Raw genomic sequence first — 22,274 nt, forward strand, 5'->3', positions numbered from 1 at the left:
CAGCTCTTCCAGTCTTCCTTTTTCAAAGTACTTACTCTAAGAAAAACAAACATAAATAATTGATTTATATTATAAAATTTACATTCCAATAATTTACTTTAAATATCTTTAAGCAGCTTCCTGTAAATTTGAACGCTTAATATCTCTAAATAATTTTTCACTATCATATTTCACTTGCTTTTTCCATAAGGCAAATAATACTCTAATTAATTTGCATGATAAAGCTACTAGGGATTGCTTTTTCTTCAAAGGGTTTTCAGAGCGAGTTGTGTAGTATTCATGAAGTGCTTTAAACTCTTCGTTCTTTGCTACCAGAGGCAGCATCACTCTATATAGTAAAGCTCTCAATTTAGCTCTTCCCCTTTTAGTAATACAAGTTCTTCCCTTATGTTTGCCTGAACTATTTTCCATTAAATTCAACCCTGCTAGCTTTTGTATTTGTCGTGGATGTTCATAGTTATTTATATCTCCAACTTCTGAAATAAATCCTGCTACTGTCTTTATTCCTACCCCTTTGATACTTAACATTGATTCTGAACCTGGTACTTTCTTTAATAACTCTTCTATTTTATTGGTTAATTCTTCGCTTTGATTTGTTATATTTTCATATTGATCTAAGAAATAATTTAATTCAAACTTTGCTATTTCAGCTCCTTCAGTTAAACCTACTGAATTTTCAGCAGCTCTTATAAGCTTTTTAGCTCGTTTTATTCCAACTGCTCTTTTAACTTTTTTCTTCCAAATTGAAACTATTTCTTCTGGTGTCATTTTTACTACTTCAGACGGCAGAGGAAATGTCTTTAGTGTAACTAAAGACGCCTTTCCATCCCAACCTTTAAATACTGTTAAATATTCAGGAAAATACTTATCAATAAACTGATGTATCTTTCCTACTACCCGTTGTAAATCTTTATTTAATCTTTCCATATGGGTCATTGCTACACGAACATCAGCATAAACACCAACTGGTATATTAGGCTCTGAATAGCGCCCATCTTTAACTAATTGAGCTATTACTTTAGCATCTTTCTTATCATTCTTTGTCGGAGAATTATCATCTAACTCTTTACTTCTCTTTGTATGACTTGGATTGACTAATACCAACTTTATTTCCTTGCATCTTAAAAGTTGAGCTAAATTCAACCAATAATGACCTGTTGGCTCCATTCCAACTATTATATCTTCTTTCTCATATTGATCTTTTAATTTAAACATCCACTTTGAAAAGTTATCAAATCCTTCTTTTGAATTTTGAAAAGCTAACGCTTTTCCGTATTCAATACCACGATAATCTTGAGCTCTTGCAACATGCTTTTTCTTTGCAATATCAACCCCAATCACTAAAGTTGAAGTTTTTACTTGCATTATTTTACGATTTCGATTATAATTCATTTTATGAGTACCTCCTTTTTATTTAGGGATCTTTTAGATACCCCGTATTATATCAGGAGGTGCTCTTTTTGTCTATCTAGATATTTATTTATTACAGGAATGCTCCTTGTTAATAAAAGTAGCAGACATCTCTGTTATTGTACTCATTATTCTAAAAAAATATAACATAATATAAAATACTGCATTAATTTTTTAGATATTGCTAACTTGATATTATATAGATTATTATCATAAAAATTAAAATTATTTATACAAATTTGTCACAATCTAATAAAAAGCAATTCACATTAATGTGAATTGCTTTTTATTAGATATTAAGATACTAATCTTATTCTAAAACAATAGCTGCTTCAGGAGCATCAATTCTAAATGTAAAGGATTCAGTTAAGAAAAATTCTATCTCTTCACCCTTCTGTTCTTTAAAACCAATAGACATATCTTGACCAACAATCAGCTTGAAATCTTCTCCACGATTTGAAATTAATAAACCTTTATTCTTTAACTCAGGAACAGGAACTACTTCTCCCTCTAAAAGTTCTTCTAATCTCTTCTTAATAGGATAACCTTTATCATCTAATTTATATAATAAGGAATAGACATCTGGACCTAACAATAAAGAATAAGGTCCTTCTACATCTTCTTTAATCAAGTTTTGTACTCCTTCAGCAACTGCTGAAACTAATCCCTCTTCTCCAATATTAACTATATCATAAGGTGATTCATCTAAAATACCATTAATTTTTGCCTCATTTAAACCATAAAAAATTGCATTATTCTCTGCTGTAGCAATCTTTTTTACAGCTTCTGCTAAAGAGTCGGTATCAACATCTTCAGCTCCTCGTACTAAAGAATCTATCTCCTCCACTTTCATTGTAAAGGGAACCTCTAACTCGATCAAAGGTAGGACATGACGTTTAGAATAAGAAATTCCATCTTCAGAAGAATCATTTAATACTACTCGTCTCCCAGTATTAACAGCAGCAAATTCAATCCCTTTAGGACCTACAAAGTCAACAAATTTACGCCCTTTTAACTTTATCGCTAATCTTTCTCTTGCTTCTTGGTCAATAAATTGCCAAGCTTCTTCAGTTATTGGAGCTAATGAACGTTTTAGATTACTCATAGTATCTCCTCCTTATTGAGATTATCTTAAATTATTTATACCTAGAGAATTGTCACTAGAAGTACTTAAATCTTCACTATCCTCTTCCTCATCATCTTCTATTGCAGTAATATCTCCTTCTGTAAATAAAAACTCACGCAAGTACTCATCCCACTGAGGATAATTGCGCCTTAACCATTCTAATCCCATGCAAGCATGTTCGATCTCTTCATCACGATTATGTTCTACTATTGCTTTAATTTGTGGATCTTTAGTAGCAGCCGCCCGCTGATTATACCAATCTACAGCCTCCAGTTCTTCGATTACACTTTGAATCATCCGGTGAAATTCTTTTACTTCTTCAGGTAAATTTGCTTCATGATAACCTTCACTTCCCATAATTTTAGCTCCCCTTCCGAAATTGTTAGTAATCATTCTTATTACTATTATAATAAAGTGATGTCATATTGTCAAGAAAAAGCAATATGCCCAAATATAAACTATTATCTATTAAGAATTCTGTTTCATCCTATATATATTAATTCCAAAAATAGTTCATTACTAATTTGAGTAAACAAATATAGGTTGTACAAAAATATAAAATTCTTAAAAATTATAAAACATAAAAAATACTCTTCTGGTTATTATAATAAATAAGTATAAATTATCATAAAAAATAAAGGAGAATATCATTTTGGTACACGATTAAATTATTGCTCAAAACCTTCGTTCAACCTTCGGAGGAAAAGGAAAAAAGAAAGATGCACTTAGATCTTTTAACTATGTATCAAAAGCAGAAAAGATACGTTCAAAACTATTTCTAAATGAAGCCAGAGGAGCCGTAGATAGTAACAAAGATTATGGTCTAGAATATGTAAGTGTCTGTGAAATTTCAATTATGCTACTCCAGATAAATATCCAATCTCTGGATCTATTAAGGAACAATTTAAAGGGTTTCGTAAATAGAGATTATATTAATTTAGAATTCACAATGTACAATCAAGTTTAAATATCTTAATAACAGCCGATATACTTTATTAAGACTGAGTTAAAGAGTTATTAATTAAAAATCAAAATATCACAAAAGAGTATCTTTTAATATTCCCTGTAGAATTACCTTTTTCAACTTCGTAGATCAAAATCGAAAAAAACGATTGGTAGGTACTTTTAAGTGAATTTAAACAAAAATAATTCTCAAATATTAAGCTATTCTTTTACCTTTAATTATTAGAATTTCTGTTAATCTGCTGCACAGAAGTCTTTGTATTTTTTAAACAAAACAGTAGTTCAATTTATATTTACCAAATTAACTTATACTTTTTCAAATTTTAATTATCAATTATAAATTGTACATTGTAAGTTATAAAACCAAGGAGGAATGATAATGAAGTATTATGAAGTTAAACAAGCTGATGATCCAAATAACAAAACAGTTCTAGAACAAAAACACATTCCAGTAATAACTGCACCAGATAAAGTTAAAAAAGGAGAATTTTTTGATATTACTATTAAAATGGGAGAAATTGATCATCCAGTAGAACCAGGTCATTTTATTCAATATGTTGATTTATATGCTGAGTACTATCATTTAGGTAGAGCTAATTTTACTCCTGAAATGAAACCCGAGGTAACATTTAAAATTAAATTAGAAGAATCTTGTACCCTAAGAGCTTATGAACTATGCAATTTACACGGCCAATGGGAGGGAAATAAAAAAATTACTGTAGAATAAAAAAATCAAGAGGGATAATCCCTCTTGATTCCTCTACATCAACTATTATTTAGAATTAATTACATTAAATCAATAGAGTAAATATCAGAAAATTCTATATTTATCATTTCAACTATTTCATCAGTCTTATCATAATTAACTACCTGTTCTATACCATCTTCCTTACTAATCACCTTAATAGGTAATTCTATAATAAATTCTGTTCCTTTCCCATACTCACTATCTACAGATATAGTACCATTGTGCTTTTCAACCAGCTCTTTTACTAAAGATAGTCCAATCCCACTACCCTCATGACTTCGACTTAAAGATTCATCTACTTGTTTAAACCTTACAAAAATATCATCTAACTTAGGCTTAGGAATACCTATACCAGTATCTTTAATAGATATGACTACATCATCACTCTTCTTATAAATGTTAACAAAAATAAAACCTTTTGGGTCTGTAAATTTAATAGCATTTGATAGTAAATTCAAAATAATTCTTTCAATCTTATCTAAATCACAAGCTATTATTATCTCTTCAACTTCAGTATCAAAGATTAAGTTTATATCTTTAGTTGCAGCATATTGAGCTACTGATAAGGCAATATCTTCAACAACACTTACAATATTATAATTAGAAAAATTCATCTTTAAGAATCCAACATCTAATTTGGTTATATCAATTAAATTGCCAATTATTCTTAATAGTCTATAACAATTCTGCTTAATCATCTTTCTATATTTCAATCTTGAACTATTATTAAGATCTGCTAATTTTTCACCTTTTGAACTATCCAGCATTTGTAAACCACAAAGTATAATATTCAAAGGTGTTCTTAATTCATGGGATATATTGGCGAAAAATTGTGTTTTAAGTTTATTATACTCTTCAATCTCTTTTAACTTTAATTTTTCTTTAATAATCTTCTTCTGTAATTTTTCAGCTTTCTTTCTTTCACTTATATCTCTTACAACAGTAATTATATATATATCATCTTCATGAAAAAAAGAGACACCACCAACTTCAGTATCAATTATACTACCATCAGCAAGAATAAACTTTTCCTCCATAAATTCTATACTAGTCTCTTCCTTCAGTAATTTTTCTCTACGTTTAATAACATCCTCTTTATAATCGGGATGAACTTCAATTAAATTTCCATTTAATAATTTTTCGAATGATACCCCAAAAATTTCTTCAATATTATCACAATTAATCAATTTTAAAGCTTCTTGATTAGCTAAAACAACTTTATCTTCTTTAAATAAAAATATAGCATCAGGTAGTAATTCAATAAGTAAATGATATAGTTCTTTATTCTTCTTTAATTCTTTTTCAAAATGTTTCCTTTCTGATATATCCCTCACAACAGACATAATTGCAGTTTTATCTTCATGAATAAGTGGAATTCCAGCTAACTCTAGATTTAAGATTTGATTATCAGATTTTCTGATAAACTTCTGTTCCAAAAATGGAGACAATTTTCTATCTTCAATAACCCTTTTCAATCTTTTAGCTGCAATCTCTTTATAATTAGGATGAATTTGCAATAAATTATTTTCTTCTTCTCCAATAAGTTCTTTTGTATCCTCAACTCCTAATAATTTTGCCCAAGCTTTATTAGCAAATGCAATTCTTCCTTCATCAATAATAACAACTCCTTCAGGGAGTAATTCCAAAAGTTTCTTGTATTTTTCTCGGCTCTTCTTTAACTCATTTTCAGTATTCTTTATCTCTGAAATATTAATAATAGAGGCTGCTTGACCAATTATCTTACCCAATTCATCCTTAATTAGATTAACAAAGAGGAGTACATCAAATTTAATCCCTTCCCTACTTCTAGCTATAGTTTCACCTATCCAATAACCTTTATTATGTAAAGTCTTTCTTGTTTCTCTCACAAATTTAGCACTATTCCAGATTCCTAATTCTAAAGTATCTTGCCCTACAACCTGATTTAAATTATCATAGCCCCACATTTTCAAAAAACTATCATTAACGTAAACTATATTACCTTTTAAATTGGTATAAAGAATTGCATTTAAAGATTTTTCTATTATCTGCTCTTTAATCTTCAATTTTTCTTTTACTTTCTTAGATTCTGTTATATCTTGAATGATGGTTGTTAAATAACTTTCTCCAGAATAATTAAAAGAAAAGACCTGACTTACAACATCTAGCTTTCTACCATCCTTTCTAATAATCTGATGCTCAATCTTCTTAATATCATTCTGCCCTGTTTGAACCTCTTTTCTATCTTCTAAAATTGTAGCTAAAACATCTTCAGGAAATTCAACTAAATCCACTATATCTTTTCCTATAACCTGACTCAAATCTTCATATCCATTCAAGCTAACTCCAACATTATTTGCAAGAACTACTTTACTATCTTTTTGTACTAGTATCCCATCAGGTAGATTATTAACTATTTTCTTATATAAAAGTTGATTCTTTATTAGCTCATCTTCAAGATTTATACACTCTGTAACATCTCTAAAACTCCATACATTACCATAACGTTCACCTTTAAACATAAGTGGGCGGAAGAATCTCTCAAATAATCTGCCATCTTTAAATATAATAAAATCCAAATTCTCTTTTCCCTTTTTTTCAATTTCCTTTAATCCCTTTATGAACTTATTTGGATACTTTAATTGTTTTTTTACAGTATCTAATACTTCTTTCTCTCGACTTGTTTTTATAACTTCTTTTGCAATTCTCCACATTTTACAAAAATTATCATTATACTCAATAAAAGTACCATTATTATCAGTAACTAATATGCCATCTGCTGTAGATTCTAAGATAGATTTTAATATTTCTTTCTCTTTTGACAATTCTTCCACTATTTTTTTATTATTCCTATTAGATTCTTCCATAATAACTCCATCATCTTCTTTTAATTTCATTACAATCCACCACCAAATATATAATATTAATTTAAAGAGCATTAGAAATTTAATTTATACTACAAATAACACTTCTTAAGTTTAATATTCTATAAAATCCAATAATATCCTTCTGAGGGGTAAATATTTAGTAATTGATATTCTTAGAAGTGGTAGATTCTAATTGAATTTTCATATTTATATAAAAATCTATCCCAAACAGAATTATAAGTGATTAATTTTCTTATAACTTTAATCTTTTAACTTTAAAATATAATCATAGGCTACTAATGCAGCTTTTGCCCCTTCTCCTGCTGCTATAATAATTTGCTTAAAGGGCACAGAAGTTACATCACCTGCTGCAAAAACTCCTTCAACACTAGTTTTACTACCACAATCAATCTCTATCTCGCCATACTTATTCAAACTCAACTTATCTGCAACAAAATCTGTATTTGGAACGAGACCTACTTCTACAAAAACTCCATTTATATTAACCTCTTTTTCTTCACTAGATTTATTATCCCTAAGTATAACAGTCTCTACCATTTGCTCCCCTTTAATTTCTAATACTTCATGTTCAAATAAGATCTCTACATTATCAAATTGCTTTAATTTATCAATCAGAACTTGATCTGCTGTTAATTTATCTAAGTCTTGGACCAAAGTTACATGTTCTGCTACTTTAGCTAAATCAATAGATGCCTCTATTCCCGAATTCCCACCACCAACAACTACTACTCTTCTATTCTTATACAATGGGGCATCACAAGTAGCACAATAGGAAACCCCTCTTCCAGTTAACCTTTCTTCTCCTTTAACCCCCAAAGTTCTAGAAACCTTACCTGTTGCAATAATAAGTGCTCTTGCTTTGTAAGTTTGCCCCTCTGTAGTTGTTAATTTTTTAATTTTATCGTTAACATTTATAGCTGTAACTTTAGACCTTTCTTTAAATCCTATTTCAAATTGTTTCACTTGAGCTTTAAACTTATCTACTAACTGTACTCCTTCAATATATCTATATCCAATATAATTCTCTATATCAACTGTATAAAGTAATTGCCCTCCTATATCTTCTGTAATTAATCCAGTATCAATTCCCTTTCGCATACAGTAAACAGCAGCTGCTAATCCTGCTGGCCCACCCCCAACAATTAAAATATCATAAATTTTATCACTCTTTAAAGGAACGGCTTTATTGTTTGCTTTGTCATCTTCAGATAAATTCAAACTCGAATTAATATCCATCACTAACTCCCCCTTATAACAGAAATAAACTTTAAAATAAATTACTCTTATTTAATATAATTCTCAATTTATAATGCTTTTATTAAATAGATTATTAATCTATTTGATATCCTCTCTAACATAAATCATTTTAAAGCTTTATTTGAACCTTATAATAATTTAATAAATTTAGAATATTAGTTAATAAAGTAGGACCAGCCTCACGGCTGGGACCCCTTGTCAAACTGTACGTACGGTTTTCCCGTATACAGCTTTCGGTTATTGGTGCTCCTTATCAGAGAGTAAGTCTTCGACTCTATGTTACCATAGATGTATATTTTACCCTTAATTAGAGCACATCAGTAAGTAATGATTGAAGTCCTTTATCTCTTAGATAACTATTTGAAAAGCGATAATTTTGATACATTATCGCCTTTTTCTTTTCGATAAACGAACGCATTCTCATTCTAATCCATTTATCCAACCTCGTAAACAAAGTCTTCACATTTCCTATCTTGAAATAGTTACCCCAACCTCTCAAAACTGGATTTAATTTTGCAATTATTACTTCTACAGGAAAAGGTCTAGTTCTTCTAGTAATCTTTCTTACTTTGTTTTTGAATTTTGTTATTGCTTTATCTTTAGGTCTCTTGTATTCAGAATGGTGAAATTTGAATCCTAGAAATTCAAATCCATCATAAAAGTTAGTTACTACCGTCTTACGAGGATGAAGTTTCAACTTCAATTCATCCTCTATAATTTTACGGGTAACTTTTAACGCTCTCTCTTTGCTTTCGCTTATTTTTAGTTAAGATTACAAAGTCGTCAGCAAAGCGGACTATTTTGTAACCTCGACGAGTCATTTTCTTATCAAAGTAATGTAAATAGATATTAGCTAATAGAGGAGAGATGACACCTCCTTGAGGTGTCCCTTCTCTAGTTTCTTCTCTACCTTCTTCAGTCATAACTCCAATTGTCAGCCATGACCTGATAATATCTAATACCCAACCATCACTTATATATTCCGCTATAAAATCCATTAATAACTCATGGTCTATAGTATCAAAATAAGATTTAATGTCTGCGTCTACCACCCAGTAGTAACCTTGTTCTTTATATTTCTCTATCTTTTCTATCGCATCGTGAGCAGCCTATTAGGTCTGAAACCAAAGGAACATTCACAAAATTCTCGCTCAAAGTATATTTCTAGTACTTGCCTCACTGCTTGTTGAGCAATTCTATCTTTGATTACTGGAATACTAGTTGGTCTCTTTTCTCCATTTCCTTTGGAAATGTACGTCCGTAACACTGTGTAATGGCTCGTAAGTATTCTCTATCAGCTGTTTCTATGAAGTTCTCGCATATTCATCTTGTAATTATTTTTAAACTCTTCTATGCTTACATTATCAACTCCACCACAGCCACCATTATCCAGTACTTTTTGTCCTGCAATATATAAGTGAAATTTCTTTGTGATTTTATCCTTCAAACTATATAGAGTTCGAAATTTTAACACCTATCCTAACTTCACTACTTACTAGTTCTTCCTGTCTCACCTTAATATCTTAATCCCTATATTCATAGCACTCCTGAGCACGTCTCTAAGCTCTCACCAATCGCACCTCTCAGTTTACCATTACTTAGGTTATGGTGTTCTCTAGGTTATCCATACTTTACAGTTATGATTTCCTGTTTGTAATTCTACTAGAACCCACTATAGTACTAGTGTTTAAACCACTCAAAATTAAGATATCATTAGTAATCAAATCTTAAACTTCAATAACCTAGATATCCTTCGCTATAATCAACTTTCGTTGATTTTTTTTCTCACTACTATGATATCTTCTGAACTCTAATATATCATCACTCTGGCTTTCCTGTTGGAGTTATACCATCACTTATCTCTATAGATTTCTATAAAGAATTATATTAGAGATTCCCTCGGTCAATTACGTAAACCCTACAATCATTCCGACCCTAATCACACCTAGTTTTCTAACATGGGCACTTCCAGTTACACGTATTTACCAGCGCTACCTGTCTCTCCTTTGTACAGAGCCCCAAGCTAACATTGGACTTCCCCGTTTTTATGGCGGGTCGCCAAAGCTAAATGCCACCTCTGGTTCACATATTGTTCCGGACTGATTGCTCATCTCAAACTCTTCAGATTCTACCTCACGGTAGACACCCTGCTACTGTTGATTTCACACACCGTACTGGCGAAAACAGCATGGATAGGATTTTCACCTACTGTTTACTAAATCTACGAGGCACACATAAAAAAAGGCTAGCAGTAATTACTGCTAGCCTTAAGCTCTAAATAATGCTATTAATTTTAGGAGGTAAATCATATAAAACAAAATTAATTGATAATTATTATCAATTACTATTATAACAATTAATCTTATCTTTATCAAGAGTTTTTTAGTTCTTAGTTAAATCGATTTATATTTTTTATCTATATTGGTAAATTAGCAATATTATTATAAAAGTTTTTTTATACTATTGATAACTAATATCATTCATGTTATAATTAATAAGGATTAACTCTTTAAAAATTTCTTCTGCTAATAGAGGTCTACTATTAAATCTCCTCTATAAGATTATAACCCTCAGCATCTAATACTTCAAGACACCATAAAAAAATCAAATAAACAAAATGAGATAACATAACAAAAGGAGAGATAAATAATGAAATCAACAGGTATTGTTAGAAAGATAGATGAATTAGGTAGAATTGTTATTCCAATTGAATTAAGAAGAACGCTAGGTATCGATGTAAAAGATCCATTAGAAATTTATGTAGACAATGATAGAATTATATTTAGAAAATATGAGCCTGCTTGTACTTTCTGTGGAAATGCTAGTGATACCATAGACTTTAAAAATAAAATTGTTTGTAATGAATGCATCACTGAGATGCAAAATAATATTGCTTAATTTTGTTTTAAAACGGGAGATCACCTCCCGTTTTTTTATATTTTAACTCAAAATTCTGTATCATCTACTAAAATTATAATCTCTATCTAATCTAGCATATTGTAAAAAATAGACTTTTTTAAAGGTAAAATCGAGTAATTATAGAATTAAGTATATATATTTTTAATTTTCAAACTACTAAAGAAAGCAAATAATTAAAGATCCACTATATATCTATTCACTGATTAATCTAACTATTAGTATGTCTTGGAAGGGGAGAATTAAATGAAATTTAATTTTAGCTATCATCGGATTATTCTAAGCTTATTATCAATATTTAAATATAAGAAATTTAGTAAAAAGAATAAATTATTTTTTAAAAATATCTACTTTCCCTCTATTTATATGAGCTCAGTAATAAATCAACCTTACAATCAAGAAAATATATTACCCTACTACTTAAATAGTTATAAAGAAGGAATTATAGGAATTATATTTTTATTCATCTTTCTCATACTTCTCCTCATTAATAATACTAAAGTAAATAAAATAAAAGATAAATTAACTATAGAAAAGAATTTTACAGAAAATATAATAAATACTGCTAATACTATAATTATAACTTTAGATTCTAATGGAAAAATTCTAAGTTTTAACCAACATGCTGAAAAAATAACTGGCTACCAATCGGAAGAAATTATAAATAAAAATATTTATAAAACACTTATACATAAGGATTATAGAAGTAAAGCACTTCAAACTTTTCATGAAAATTATAATCATGAACAAATTAAAGATAATGAAGTTCTAATCATTTGTAAGAATGAACAACAAAAACTAATTTCTTGGAATGTATCACCAATTAAAAATCAAAATAAGGGTCTAAATAACACATTAATAATTGGAGTAGATATCACTAAAAATAAAAGAGCTGAAGAAGCTTTAAAATATCAAGCTTTCCATGATAACTTAACTGGTCTACCTAATCGTGAGTTCTTCAATAAGCAACTTCTTCATGAAGCTGAGATAGCTAAAAATAATCATAAAGGATTTGCAGTCTTTTTTTTAGATCTTGATAGATTTAAGTTAATTAATGATATGTATGGACATCAAACTGGTGATCTAATACTTCTAGAATTAAGTAATAGACTTATAAGCACTCTTCCTAATAGATACACCATAGCTAGAATGGGTGGTGATGAATTTATAGGTATCTTACCAGGAATAACAAAAGCAAAATTACAAATTCCAAGAATAATAAATCATTTGATAAAAATATTTGATGATCCTTTTGTTATAAATGATCATGATTTTGTATTAACTGCTAGCATAGGCATTTCAATCTATCCTGAGGATGGGCTTGATGAAGAAACACTTTTAAAAAATGCAGACACAGCTATGTACAAAGCAAAAGAAGATGCAGGAACATCCTTTCAACTCTATAACCATAATATGAACTTACAAGTTAACGAAAAAATATTTATGGAAAACAACTTAAGAAGAGCTATAGAAAATCAAGAACTTACAGTATATTATCAACCAATAATAGATATAAAAACTGGAAAAATAAAAAAGGCAGAAGCTTTAGTAAGATGGGAACATCCTGAAGAAGGTATAATCTCTCCAGCTAAATTTATACCTTTAGCTGAAGAAACAGGATTAATAATTCCCTTAGGTTCATTTGTATTAAAAGAAGCTTGTCAGCAACTTCAAGATTGGATTAATATGGGATATCATCCCATAGAGATTTCTGTTAATCTATCTGCCCAGCAATTTCATAAATCTAATTTAAAAGAAACAGTTGATAATATTTTAGATGAGACTGGATTAAATCCTGAATTATTAGGGCTGGAAATTACAGAAAGTATAGCTATACAGAATGTAGAATCAACCATCTCTGTACTAAATGAATTTAAAAATATGAAGGTTAAAATCTTATTAGATGATTTCGGGACAGGCTATTCATCTTTAAGCTATCTTGTTAAATTTGCTGTAGATATAATTAAAATAGATCGCTCTTTTATCACTAATTTTCCTAATCATAGCAAAAGAAGTGCTATTGTATCAGCAATTATAGCTATGGCTAATAAACTAACCATGAAAACAGTTGCTGAAGGTGTAGAAAGTTGGGATGAAATAAAGTGTTTAAATGAATATAAATGTGATGAAGCTCAAGGATATCTCTTTAGCAAACCAATACCTGCAAAAGAGTTTGAAAATTTACTCAAAAATAATATAGAATTTAAAATGCATGCATAATTAAAAGGCCAAGTTTAAACTTGGCCTTTTAATTATCTACCTAATACTCAAGTGTCCTTCTAAATCTCTTTTCATCAGAGTATAGCTATCAGAATTTTTAGATTCGATTAGAAAATGATCTCCTTCTAAGTCTGAAATAAAATCATTAAATCCCTGCCTCTTTAAATAATTATTAAGATCAAAAATACTATCACTTTCCCCTAAAAGTACTTTATCACCTACAAACTTGCCATTGAGATAAACATGATATCTATCATGTTCTAATTTAAGATCATCTCTTATATCTGTATCTCCATGATAAAAATTAGGAAAGAAAGACATATTAAAATCCCAATTATTGAAAAAAGTTATTTTTATATCCCCCTTTATAGTTTAAAATTCTAATATTTCTTATCTACAGTATTTCACTCCTGTAAAATAATATAAGTGGAGATATTTGTAATATAAATACTATTAAGCTTTATACTATACTTTCTTCCCTACTAAAGCATATTGTTCATTGCTTAAGTCTACCTTTTTAAGCAATTCTATATTATAATCTTCTAAAATATTTATTAAATCTTCTATTGATATCCTTTCATCATATGGTGGGCCTCCTTTAGTCTTTACCTTCTTCCAGTCAATAATAGCTAACTTGGAATTTACTTTCATTTTATTTAAGTAATTTTCTAGAAACTCACCTATATCCTCTACCTCATGCATTACATTTGAGATTAGCATAAAGTCAATAGATTCATCAGAAATATTAGCATTATGTTCTTCTGATTTTATAACCTCTATATTCTCTATACCTTCATCTTCTATAATTTCTTTTAAATAATCTAACATCTCTACTGAAGTATCTAGAGCAAATACTCTTCCCTTAGCACCAACTATCTCTGCTGCTGCTAAAGTAAAATAGCCTATTCCACAACCTATATCTGCTACATAATCTCCCTCTTCTAACATTAAGTTATATAAAGTATCTTTAGGTGGTAAAGTTCTCCTTCGCTCTGGGTTATCTAATTTCTCTTTATTTTTAGGATTAAATTTATGAGCCATAATTCCTCTCCTCTCTTAGATAAAAATATATATTTAATTTAAAATGTTTGACTAAAATCAAAAAACTTTAGCTAAAATTGCTTTAATCTCTTCTACTTCTGGTTCTTGAGGATTATTTTCCATATCACCATGACTACAAGCTAATCTAGCAAGCTCTAATAACTCATCTTTTTCAACATTAAAATCTCTTAATTTGGACTTGATATTAAATTTTTTGTTAATAGCTTTTAACTCTTCAACTAAAGCATTAATAATCTCTTCCTCAGCTAGCTCTTTTATCTTTATTCCCCATGCTTCTGCTATATCAATATATCTATCCTCTACTATCATTGAATTATACTCTACTACATAGGGCAAAACCATAGAAATTCCTAATCCATGTGGGATTCCATAGTTAGCACCTAAGACCATCGAGATAGCATGAGCAGCTCCTACCCCTGCTTGAGAAATAACTATTCCACTTAAAGTAGCTCCTAAAGATAAATTCGTCCTAGCCTTTAGATTTCCTTCATCTTCATAAATATCATAAATTCCTTCTTTAATTAATTTAAGTGATCTAATAGATAATAAATCTGATATCAAACTAGACTTTGGGGATACATAAGCTTCTATAGCTTGGCATAGTGCATCTACAGCTGTATTTACTGTAATACTTTTAGGTAAAGTAAAAGTAAGTTCAGGATCTACTATAGCGACTTCTGGAAAGATATAATGGGAAAATAATATTCTCTTGGTGTAATTACCTTTGTCAGTTATTACTGCTGCTGGAGTAACCTCACTTCCTGTACCTGCTGTTGTAGGTATAGCTACAATTGGTAAAATATCTTTTTTAATTCCAGAAACCCCAATCTTGCCATCAACCAAATAATCTATTATTTTAGCAGGATGAGTACTAGCTACAGAAATTCCTTTAGCAGAATCAATACTACTCCCTCCCCCTAAAGCAATTATAAATTCACAATTATTGTCCTGTGCAAATTTAGCGCCCTTATCTATAATTTCAGATGATGGATCAGGCTCTACTCCACTAAAGATCTTATAGTCTATCCCTGCTTCAGCTAAATACTCTTCTAAAACAGTTAAAATGCCTACTTTAAACATTGTTTTATCAGTAACAATTAAAGCTCTATTACCATAATCATTAATTAATTGACCTATTTCAGCTAACTTTCCTGCACCAAAAATAATTTTAGTAGGACTAAAATATTCAAAATCAAACATAGCTATTACCTCCATAATTATAGATTTAGAATATACTAGTCCTAGTATGTTTAAAGTTTTAAATCTTTATTTTGAAAATAAGCAACTAATATACTAAAAAGTAGAAGGCTACTCGTATCTAACAAGCAGAACCTTCTTGACTGATAACTTATCAATCAATACTATACCTTAGTAGAGCTGGGATATAACTCTCTAAGACTAAAATAAAATCTAAATATATTGTTATAGAAAGATATTGCGACAGTTTCGGAGTTAGGCGTTAGGAAATGGGGGATAGGAAGACCTTACTAACTCCTATAACCTATGACCTATCACCTAAAAGTGTCCCAATATCCCCATTAAATCCCACTTTTAACTTAGACAACTATAAAAAATAAAACACCCTTTAAATATACATAGGTTCTTAGACCTACATACAGTTCTAAAGAGTGTTATTATTACATTAAACCTTTATTTAATTATTATAAACCTGCTTCTTCTTTTAATAGATCAACCTTATCTGTTCTTTCCCAAGGAAGATCTAAATCATCTCTGCCAAAATGTCCATAAGCAGCCACTTGACGATAGATTGGTTTACGCAATTCTAAATTATCAATAATTTTTCCTGGACGTAAATCAAAATGTTTATCGACCAACTCTTCAATCTTTGTTTCATCTATCTTAGCAGTAGCAAAGGTATCTACCATAATAGATACAGGACGTGCTACACCTATTGCATAAGATAATTGAACCTCACATTTGTCAGCTAAACCAGCAGCTACAATATTCTTAGCAACATAACGAGCTGCATAAGCTGCAGAACGATCTACCTTGGTAGCATCCTTGCCAGAAAAAGCTCCACCACCATGACGAGCCATTCCACCATAAGTATCAACAATTATCTTACGCCCTGTTAAACCTACATCACCTTGTGGCCCACCGATTACAAAGCGACCTGTAGGGTTAATAAAATATGTAGTATTCTCATCCAATAATTTTGGATCTATTACTGGTTTTACAACCTGTTCAATTAAATCTTCTCTAATCTGTTCTAAGCTTATTTCAGGATGATGTTGAGTAGAAATGATAATTGTATCAATTCTAACTGCTTTATCCCCTTCATACTCTACAGTTACCTGTGTCTTCCCATCTGGTCGTAAATAGTCTAAGATTTCTTCTTTTCTTACAGTTGTTAAGCGATGAGCTAGTTTATGGGCTAAAGTAATTGGTAATGGCATTAATTCTTCTGTCTCATTAGTAGCATAACCAAACATTATACCCTGGTCTCCTGCTCCAATCTCTTCTGTTTCTATACCTTCCTTTGCCTCCAAAGCTTCATCTACCCCTTGAGCAATATCTGCTGATTGTTCATCAATAGAAGTTAATATAGCACAAGTTTCAGAGTCAAAACCATACTTTGCCCGAACATAACCTATCTCTTTAACTGTATTTCTAGCGATTTTAGGAATGTCAACATAACAAGCTGTAGTAATCTCACCTGAAACAAGAATCATCCCGGTAGTAACTGTAGTTTCACAAGCAACTCTTGCTTGGGGATCTTTAGCCAAAATTGCATCTAATACTGAATCTGAGATTTGATCAGCTATTTTGTCTGGATGCCCTTCAGTAACTGATTCTGATGTAAAAAAATATCTTTTATTCATAACTTTTTCTCCTCTCTTAATAACTGCTAATATAAGGTTTATACTATTCTTTTTAATTACTATCAAACATAATCTAGTGATTTATCTAAAATTTAATAGATTTAATTGAAGAAACTTTAAGGGTGCAAATTTCAAATAAAAAATCTCTCCCTAAAGGAGAGATCGGTATAATATACATCTCCCAAGGAAACCCCTTGCAGGAATTAGCACCTTTCCCCATCTTAGGTGGTTGCCGAGCTTCATAGGGCCTGTCCCTCCACTACTCTTGATGTTGTTATTTGTATTTTAAATTTATTACCATAGTTAGTTTAACACTTTCAATTAAAGCTGTCAATAAGTATCAATTAATTATTTTAGAAAATTAAAACTGACCAACACCTTATATTTCAACATCAACTCTATGATTAAGCTCAACTGCTTTCTTGCTTATATTACAATTGTAGGCATAAACCTCTACACCTTTTTCAATAGCTTCCTTCAATTTTTCTGCAAATTTAAGATCAATTCTCTGATGGGGAATAAACTTATAAGCATCATCTCTTTGAATGATAAATATCACCCCAACCCGATAGCCTTCTTTTTTAGCTTTTATTAACTCGTCTAAGTGCCTTCTACCTCTTTTGGTTGGAGCATCTGGAAATTTAGCAACTCCATTCTCTACTAAAGTTGCCGATTTTACCTCAACTAAACATTTTTCTTCGCCATTTTTCAAAAAGAAATCTAATCTGCTCTTTCCATAACTATATTCCCCTTTAATCTCACTGTATCCCGTAAATTCTTCTAAATCCTCTTCTAATAATGACTTTTCTACAATTTTATTAGTTAAATGACTATCTATTGAAACTAGAGTATTATTGTATTTAACTAGCAATAAACTATACTCTGTTTTGCGATTTGTGTTAGGATAATGAGCTAAATATACCTTAGTTTTTGGAAGCATTAATTCCTCCATCCTACCTGGATTTGGAACATAAGCTACAACCTCTTTTCCATCTAACTCAACTTTAGCAACAAATCTATTTTCTCTACTAATTAATTTCCCTTCCTGTAATTCATCTAACTCAACTAATGCCATATCTATTACTCCTTTCTTAAAGATACCTTTTTCAAAAACCAGAAAATGTATTTAACTTCCCATTATTTACAGATTGAGATTTGATCTAACATATGTTATTCTAATTTCAGCCCACCAATATAAAAGGAGGTTTTTTCAAATTGTTAAGAAATATGCATTATATAATTGCTCTATTATTGACTCTAATACTAGTATTTGCGATGGTCACAACAAGTTATGCTTATGAAAGCTATACAGTTAAAGCTGGGGATTCATTATTTAAAATTTCTAAGAAATTTAATCTAAGTGTCTCTACTTTAGCAAAAATTAATGATATTACTAATCTTAATTTAATTTATTCTGGGCAGAGAATAAAGTTACCTGCAACGGAGAAAAAAACTAGCTCAAATTCTTCAGTTGTTAAAGCAACTTCAGAAAAAGATTATAAAAGAACATCTAGTAATCTAAGTAATTCAACTAAATCAAACTCAACAAAATATAGTACAAGTTATAGTAATTTCAATTGGAAAGAAGATAAAGATAATGTAGTTAAAGCTAAACCCCAAAAGGAATCAGAAGTAAATAAAGTATATCGTCGTGGTCCTAAGACCATGCAAGTTGCTTTAACATTTGATGATGGGCCAGATCCAGTATTTACTCCACAAGTTCTTGATGTTTTAAAAGAAAATAATGTTAAAGCTACCTTCTTCTTAGTAGGAAAAAGAGTTACACAAAATCCTAGTATTGTTAAAAGAATCTATGAAGAAGGGCATACTATCGCTAGTCATTCTTGGTCTCATGCTGACCTTGTAAAACTAAATCAAGATGAATTGGCAAAAGAAGTAATAGATACAGAAGAAGCTATTGAAAATATTATTGATAGAAAAACTGGATTAATAAGGCCACCTTATGGATCAATATCTGATACAACACTTGATCAGTTGCAAAATATGGGGTATAAAGTGATTAATTGGTCTATAGATTCATTAGATTGGAAAGCTAAAAACAAAGAAGAAGTCATAGAAAGAACAGTACCAGATTTTCATAAAGGTGCTATTATTCTATTTCATTCTGCTGGTGGAAAAGGACAAAGCTTATTGCCTACTATCAATGCATTAGAAACTATTATTAATGAGCTGAAAGCTAAGAACTTTAAGATGGTTACTGTAAACGACTTATTATCCTTATCTGCTTACAAAAGTTAAGTTAAGTTCAAGTCAAGCCTAGCTAGGCTTGACATTACATAAGAATAAATAACCCTGTCAAAAGATGAAGACAAATTGTTTATAATTCTTCTTTAATCCTGTTATATAACTCATCTATAGTCTCTGCTTGAAGCAAATCACCATCTACTAAAGCAAAAGGCCCAATTGCACAATCACCACAAAATCCCAAACAGGATTCTATCTCTACACTTACATCCTCAAAATCTTCTATTTTAGTTATCAACCCTTCAACACCATGAACAAAGTTATTTTCGCAAAAACTTACTACTGGCATTATTCCACCTCCATATGATTAGAACTTTAGCTATTCACTCTTATAATTTACTATCTATTCTTTATTATCTCTATTAACTCTTCAACTGATACATTATCAAAATTTAACTCATCTAAGTCTAAACTTTGATTAATAGCCTTTCTTAATATAGCCGATTTACTCATATCACCTATTACAATTGCCCCTATTATCACTTTATCTTTGATTAAGATTTTAATATACTTATCTTCTTTCTCTTCATAAATTACATCTGTCGCCTTCTGATTATTATTATCTCCCATAGAAAATAAAGAAATTCCAAAAGCTCTGAGCATAACTGTTGGGGTAAGATGTTCATAAGTAGCATCTTGACCTGCAATATTATACCCTGCTATCTTACCTTGCTCAATAGCAATAGGCCACAAACCAAAACCTTGATTGTCAAGTTCTGAAACATCACCAACTGCATAGATGTTAGAATAGTTACTTTGCATTCTATTATTTACAACGACTCCAAAATCCGTCTTGATATTTGTTCCTTCTAATAAATCTAAATTAGGTCTAATTCCAGTAGAGTAAATAATCATATCACACTCTACCTCTTTTTCTTCACCAGTTATAAAGCCTTCAACCTTTGCTTGACCAACTATCTCCTTAATTGAGGTAGCAGCTAAGATCTGAATATTATGTTCACTAACCTTTTTCTCTAAGATATCACATGACTTTTCATCTAATTGTTGGGGCATTAAATATGGACATATCTCAGCAATCATAACATCCTTACCTGCTTGAGAGAGAACCCATGCCATCTCTAAACCTAATACTCCTCCTCCAATAATCAAAATCTTATTACTCTTTTCAGTATAATTCTTAATTTTTCTTGAATCTTCTAAATTCCTTAGAGTAAAGACTCCCTTCTTATCTATTCCTTCAATTGGGGGAGCAGCGTTTCTAGCACCATTAGCCAATACTAATTCACTATAACTTACTCTCGTAGAATTATCTAAAATTATTTCCTTCTCCTTTGGTGATATAGATACAACCTTTGTACCTAAATTAAGCTCTACATTATTTTCATCATACCATTCCTTCTTCTCTAATAAAATCTGATCTGCCTTGATTTCATTTAATAGACCTTTAGATAATTTTATTCGATTATAAGGATAAGTCTCTTCTTCACCAAATAATTTTATTTTACAATCTTTATCATACTCTCTAATAGCTTTAATTGCACTAATAGCAGCTATACCACTACCTACTATTGCTACCTCTTTCATTAATTTATCCTCCTCTATTTAAGTTCTTAAAATTATTCTCTCTATTCTTAGCATTTATTATTAACAATACTTAGCTATTTCTATTAAGATTAGTACTAATCTTAATAGGTAAATTATTAATTATAGAATTCTAAAACAATTCAATTATATTATTTCTTAAATTGCAATATTAAATTGAACTAGTTTCAAACTGTAATAATTTGGTTAATTAGTTATATAGAATTTCTCTTAGTTGATCTTCAAAAGCTTCATCAGGAGTTAGGTATCCTAAAATTTTTCTTGGTAGAGTATTACACCAGTTTTGAACTCTAGCAATAGATTCAATAGAGAATTCACTTATACTTCTGCCTTTAGGTATAAAACGTCTTATGAGACCATTATGACGTTCATTGGTACCTCTTTCCCATGATGAATAGGGATGAGTAAAATATACTTTTGTATCAACTATTTCTTCTATAGAACCTAGCTCTGAAAATTCAGAGCCATTATCGCAGGTAAAGCTTTTAAATACATTAGAAAAAAGCTCTCCAGAGTCTTTGATTAGTTTTAATATAGCATTTTGAACAGATTCAGCTGTTTTACCAGGAATTTTACGAATGATTTCTTTACGAGTCATGCGCTCTGTCATAGTGAGTAAAACTTCATCATTTTTATTCTTTTTACCAATAACAGTGTCAATTTCCCAATGCCCAAATTCGCTGCGATCATTAATATTTTCAGGGCGTTCATCGATACTTGTGCCAAGTTTCTTTTTATTACGCTTAAGACATTTTGATTTTGAAGAACGTTTAAGCTTCAATGGCAAATCAATATTGCTAATCTGAAGTAGTCCAAGATCTATATAGTTATATAGAGTTTTAGTGCATACCATCTCTGACTTTGAGAATTTGTTATGCAGCTTTGCTGCACCACAAATAGAATCAAGAGATTGTTTATGCTCGCAAAATAACTCTATAACATAATCAATGAATGTTTCACATTCTAAAAGCTTAAATTTCGGTCCGCAATTTTTACGATTAGATTCATAAACTTTTTGACCAGCGTCAGGGAAG

At 30.2% G+C, this 22,274-nt stretch carries 17 protein-coding genes, 1 pseudogene and 1 riboswitch; of the genes and pseudogenes, 4 read left to right on the top strand and 14 right to left on the bottom strand.

Annotated elements, in window-relative coordinates; translation table 11 throughout:
- Positions 1-108: 108 nt before the first annotated feature.
- The 3 genes from OREMA_RS0100110 to OREMA_RS0100120 all read right to left on the bottom strand — a co-directional run bounded on the left by OREMA_RS0100110 (position 109) and on the right by OREMA_RS0100120 (position 2,893).
- Complete coding sequence (locus OREMA_RS0100110) at positions 109-1,392, bottom strand: IS110 family RNA-guided transposase (protein WP_018247242.1); 1,284 nt, start codon at positions 1,390-1,392, stop codon at positions 109-111.
- 328 nt (positions 1,393-1,720) lie between these two features.
- Positions 1,721-2,515: a family 1 encapsulin nanocompartment shell protein gene (locus OREMA_RS0100115; protein ID WP_018247243.1), complete on the bottom strand. Its 795-nt coding sequence runs from the start codon at positions 2,513-2,515 to the stop codon at positions 1,721-1,723.
- Positions 2,516-2,536: 21 nt separating this feature from the next.
- Positions 2,537-2,893: an encapsulin-associated ferritin-like protein gene (locus OREMA_RS0100120; protein WP_018247244.1), complete on the bottom strand. Its 357-nt coding sequence runs from the start codon at positions 2,891-2,893 to the stop codon at positions 2,537-2,539.
- A 985-nt stretch (positions 2,894-3,878) separates the two neighbouring features.
- Here OREMA_RS0100120 and OREMA_RS0100125 point away from each other — a divergent pair.
- Positions 3,879-4,226 (top strand): class II SORL domain-containing protein, encoded by a 348-nt coding sequence (locus OREMA_RS0100125; protein WP_018247245.1) that lies wholly within the window; start codon positions 3,879-3,881, stop codon positions 4,224-4,226.
- A gap of 59 nt (positions 4,227-4,285) precedes the next feature.
- On the opposite strand, the gene OREMA_RS18065 is transcribed toward OREMA_RS0100125, so the two are convergent.
- The 3 genes and pseudogenes from OREMA_RS18065 to ltrA form a co-directional block, all read right to left on the bottom strand.
- Positions 4,286-7,123 (bottom strand): PAS domain S-box protein, encoded by a 2,838-nt coding sequence (locus tag OREMA_RS18065; protein ID WP_018247246.1) that lies wholly within the window; start codon positions 7,121-7,123, stop codon positions 4,286-4,288.
- A 231-nt stretch (positions 7,124-7,354) separates the two neighbouring features.
- Complete coding sequence (locus OREMA_RS0100135; protein WP_018247247.1) at positions 7,355-8,350, bottom strand: FAD-dependent oxidoreductase; 996 nt, start codon at positions 8,348-8,350, stop codon at positions 7,355-7,357.
- A gap of 328 nt (positions 8,351-8,678) precedes the next feature.
- A pseudogene (gene ltrA / locus OREMA_RS18070) lies at positions 8,679-9,845 on the bottom strand (group II intron reverse transcriptase/maturase).
- A 1,175-nt stretch (positions 9,846-11,020) separates the two neighbouring features.
- Here ltrA and OREMA_RS0100155 point away from each other — a divergent pair.
- Positions 11,021-11,269, top strand: a complete 249-nt coding sequence (locus OREMA_RS0100155; protein ID WP_018247251.1) for an AbrB/MazE/SpoVT family DNA-binding domain-containing protein — start codon at positions 11,021-11,023, stop codon at positions 11,267-11,269.
- Positions 11,270-11,533: 264 nt separating this feature from the next.
- Positions 11,534-13,507, top strand: a complete 1,974-nt coding sequence (locus tag OREMA_RS16850) for a sensor domain-containing protein (protein ID WP_018247252.1) — start codon at positions 11,534-11,536, stop codon at positions 13,505-13,507.
- Between the two features lie 36 nt (positions 13,508-13,543).
- Here OREMA_RS16850 and OREMA_RS0100165 read toward each other — a convergent pair whose 3' ends face one another.
- The 5 genes from OREMA_RS0100165 to sfsA all read right to left on the bottom strand — a co-directional run bounded on the left by OREMA_RS0100165 (position 13,544) and on the right by sfsA (position 18,487).
- Entirely contained in the window at positions 13,544-13,828 is a 285-nt protein-coding gene (locus tag OREMA_RS0100165; protein ID WP_018247253.1) for a hypothetical protein, read from the bottom strand.
- A 144-nt stretch (positions 13,829-13,972) separates the two neighbouring features.
- Positions 13,973-14,548: a class I SAM-dependent methyltransferase gene (locus tag OREMA_RS0100170; protein ID WP_018247254.1), complete on the bottom strand. Its 576-nt coding sequence runs from the start codon at positions 14,546-14,548 to the stop codon at positions 13,973-13,975.
- A gap of 57 nt (positions 14,549-14,605) precedes the next feature.
- Complete coding sequence (locus tag OREMA_RS0100175; protein ID WP_018247255.1) at positions 14,606-15,769, bottom strand: iron-containing alcohol dehydrogenase family protein; 1,164 nt, start codon at positions 15,767-15,769, stop codon at positions 14,606-14,608.
- A 461-nt stretch (positions 15,770-16,230) separates the two neighbouring features.
- Positions 16,231-17,412, bottom strand: a complete 1,182-nt coding sequence (gene metK, locus OREMA_RS0100180) for a methionine adenosyltransferase (protein ID WP_018247256.1) — start codon at positions 17,410-17,412, stop codon at positions 16,231-16,233.
- Positions 17,413-17,583: 171 nt separating this feature from the next.
- Positions 17,584-17,687, bottom strand: a riboswitch (SAM riboswitch).
- Between the two features lie 104 nt (positions 17,688-17,791).
- A complete protein-coding gene (sfsA, locus tag OREMA_RS0100190) occupies positions 17,792-18,487 on the bottom strand; it encodes a DNA/RNA nuclease SfsA (RefSeq protein WP_018247258.1) in 696 nt (231 codons plus the stop codon).
- 140 nt (positions 18,488-18,627) lie between these two features.
- Here sfsA and OREMA_RS0100195 point away from each other — a divergent pair, with 140 nt between their 5' ends.
- Positions 18,628-19,671: a polysaccharide deacetylase family protein gene (locus OREMA_RS0100195; protein ID WP_018247259.1), complete on the top strand. Its 1,044-nt coding sequence runs from the start codon at positions 18,628-18,630 to the stop codon at positions 19,669-19,671.
- A gap of 79 nt (positions 19,672-19,750) precedes the next feature.
- Here OREMA_RS0100195 and OREMA_RS0100200 read toward each other — a convergent pair whose 3' ends face one another.
- The 3 genes from OREMA_RS0100200 to OREMA_RS16855 all read right to left on the bottom strand — a co-directional run.
- Entirely contained in the window at positions 19,751-19,966 is a 216-nt protein-coding gene (locus OREMA_RS0100200) for a DUF1450 domain-containing protein (protein ID WP_018247260.1), read from the bottom strand.
- A gap of 50 nt (positions 19,967-20,016) precedes the next feature.
- A complete protein-coding gene (locus OREMA_RS0100205) occupies positions 20,017-21,222 on the bottom strand; it encodes an NAD(P)/FAD-dependent oxidoreductase (protein WP_018247261.1) in 1,206 nt (401 codons plus the stop codon).
- A 208-nt stretch (positions 21,223-21,430) separates the two neighbouring features.
- A partial coding sequence (locus OREMA_RS16855) for an IS30 family transposase (protein WP_018247262.1) occupies positions 21,431-22,274 on the bottom strand: 844 nt, incomplete at its 5' end.

The sequence above is a fragment of the Orenia marismortui DSM 5156 genome, from assembly GCF_000379025.1.
GTDB classification, from domain to species: domain Bacteria; phylum Bacillota; class Halanaerobiia; order Halobacteroidales; family Halobacteroidaceae; genus Orenia; species Orenia marismortui.

What these genes read in the sequence shown, in the direction of transcription:
- OREMA_RS0100110 (WP_018247242.1), bottom strand. Translation starts at nt 1,392, where the DNA reads ATGAATTATAATCGAAATCGTAAAATAATGCAAGTAAAAACTTCAACT.
- OREMA_RS0100115 (WP_018247243.1), bottom strand. Translation starts at nt 2,515, where the DNA reads ATGAGTAATCTAAAACGTTCATTAGCTCCAATAACTGAAGAAGCTTGG.
- OREMA_RS0100120 (WP_018247244.1), bottom strand. Translation starts at nt 2,893, where the DNA reads ATGGGAAGTGAAGGTTATCATGAAGCAAATTTACCTGAAGAAGTAAAA.
- OREMA_RS0100125 (WP_018247245.1), top strand. Translation starts at nt 3,879, where the DNA reads ATGAAGTATTATGAAGTTAAACAAGCTGATGATCCAAATAACAAAACA.
- OREMA_RS18065 (WP_018247246.1), bottom strand. Translation starts at nt 7,123, where the DNA reads ATGAAATTAAAAGAAGATGATGGAGTTATTATGGAAGAATCTAATAGG.
- OREMA_RS0100135 (WP_018247247.1), bottom strand. Translation starts at nt 8,350, where the DNA reads ATGGATATTAATTCGAGTTTGAATTTATCTGAAGATGACAAAGCAAAC.
- OREMA_RS0100155 (WP_018247251.1), top strand. Translation starts at nt 11,021, where the DNA reads ATGAAATCAACAGGTATTGTTAGAAAGATAGATGAATTAGGTAGAATT.
- OREMA_RS16850 (WP_018247252.1), top strand. Translation starts at nt 11,534, where the DNA reads ATGAAATTTAATTTTAGCTATCATCGGATTATTCTAAGCTTATTATCA.
- OREMA_RS0100165 (WP_018247253.1), bottom strand. Translation starts at nt 13,828, where the DNA reads ATGTCTTTCTTTCCTAATTTTTATCATGGAGATACAGATATAAGAGAT.
- OREMA_RS0100170 (WP_018247254.1), bottom strand. Translation starts at nt 14,548, where the DNA reads ATGGCTCATAAATTTAATCCTAAAAATAAAGAGAAATTAGATAACCCA.
- OREMA_RS0100175 (WP_018247255.1), bottom strand. Translation starts at nt 15,769, where the DNA reads ATGTTTGATTTTGAATATTTTAGTCCTACTAAAATTATTTTTGGTGCA.
- metK (WP_018247256.1), bottom strand. Translation starts at nt 17,412, where the DNA reads ATGAATAAAAGATATTTTTTTACATCAGAATCAGTTACTGAAGGGCAT.
- sfsA (WP_018247258.1), bottom strand. Translation starts at nt 18,487, where the DNA reads ATGGCATTAGTTGAGTTAGATGAATTACAGGAAGGGAAATTAATTAGT.
- OREMA_RS0100200 (WP_018247260.1), bottom strand. Translation starts at nt 19,966, where the DNA reads ATGCCAGTAGTAAGTTTTTGCGAAAATAACTTTGTTCATGGTGTTGAA.
- OREMA_RS0100205 (WP_018247261.1), bottom strand. Translation starts at nt 21,222, where the DNA reads ATGAAAGAGGTAGCAATAGTAGGTAGTGGTATAGCTGCTATTAGTGCA.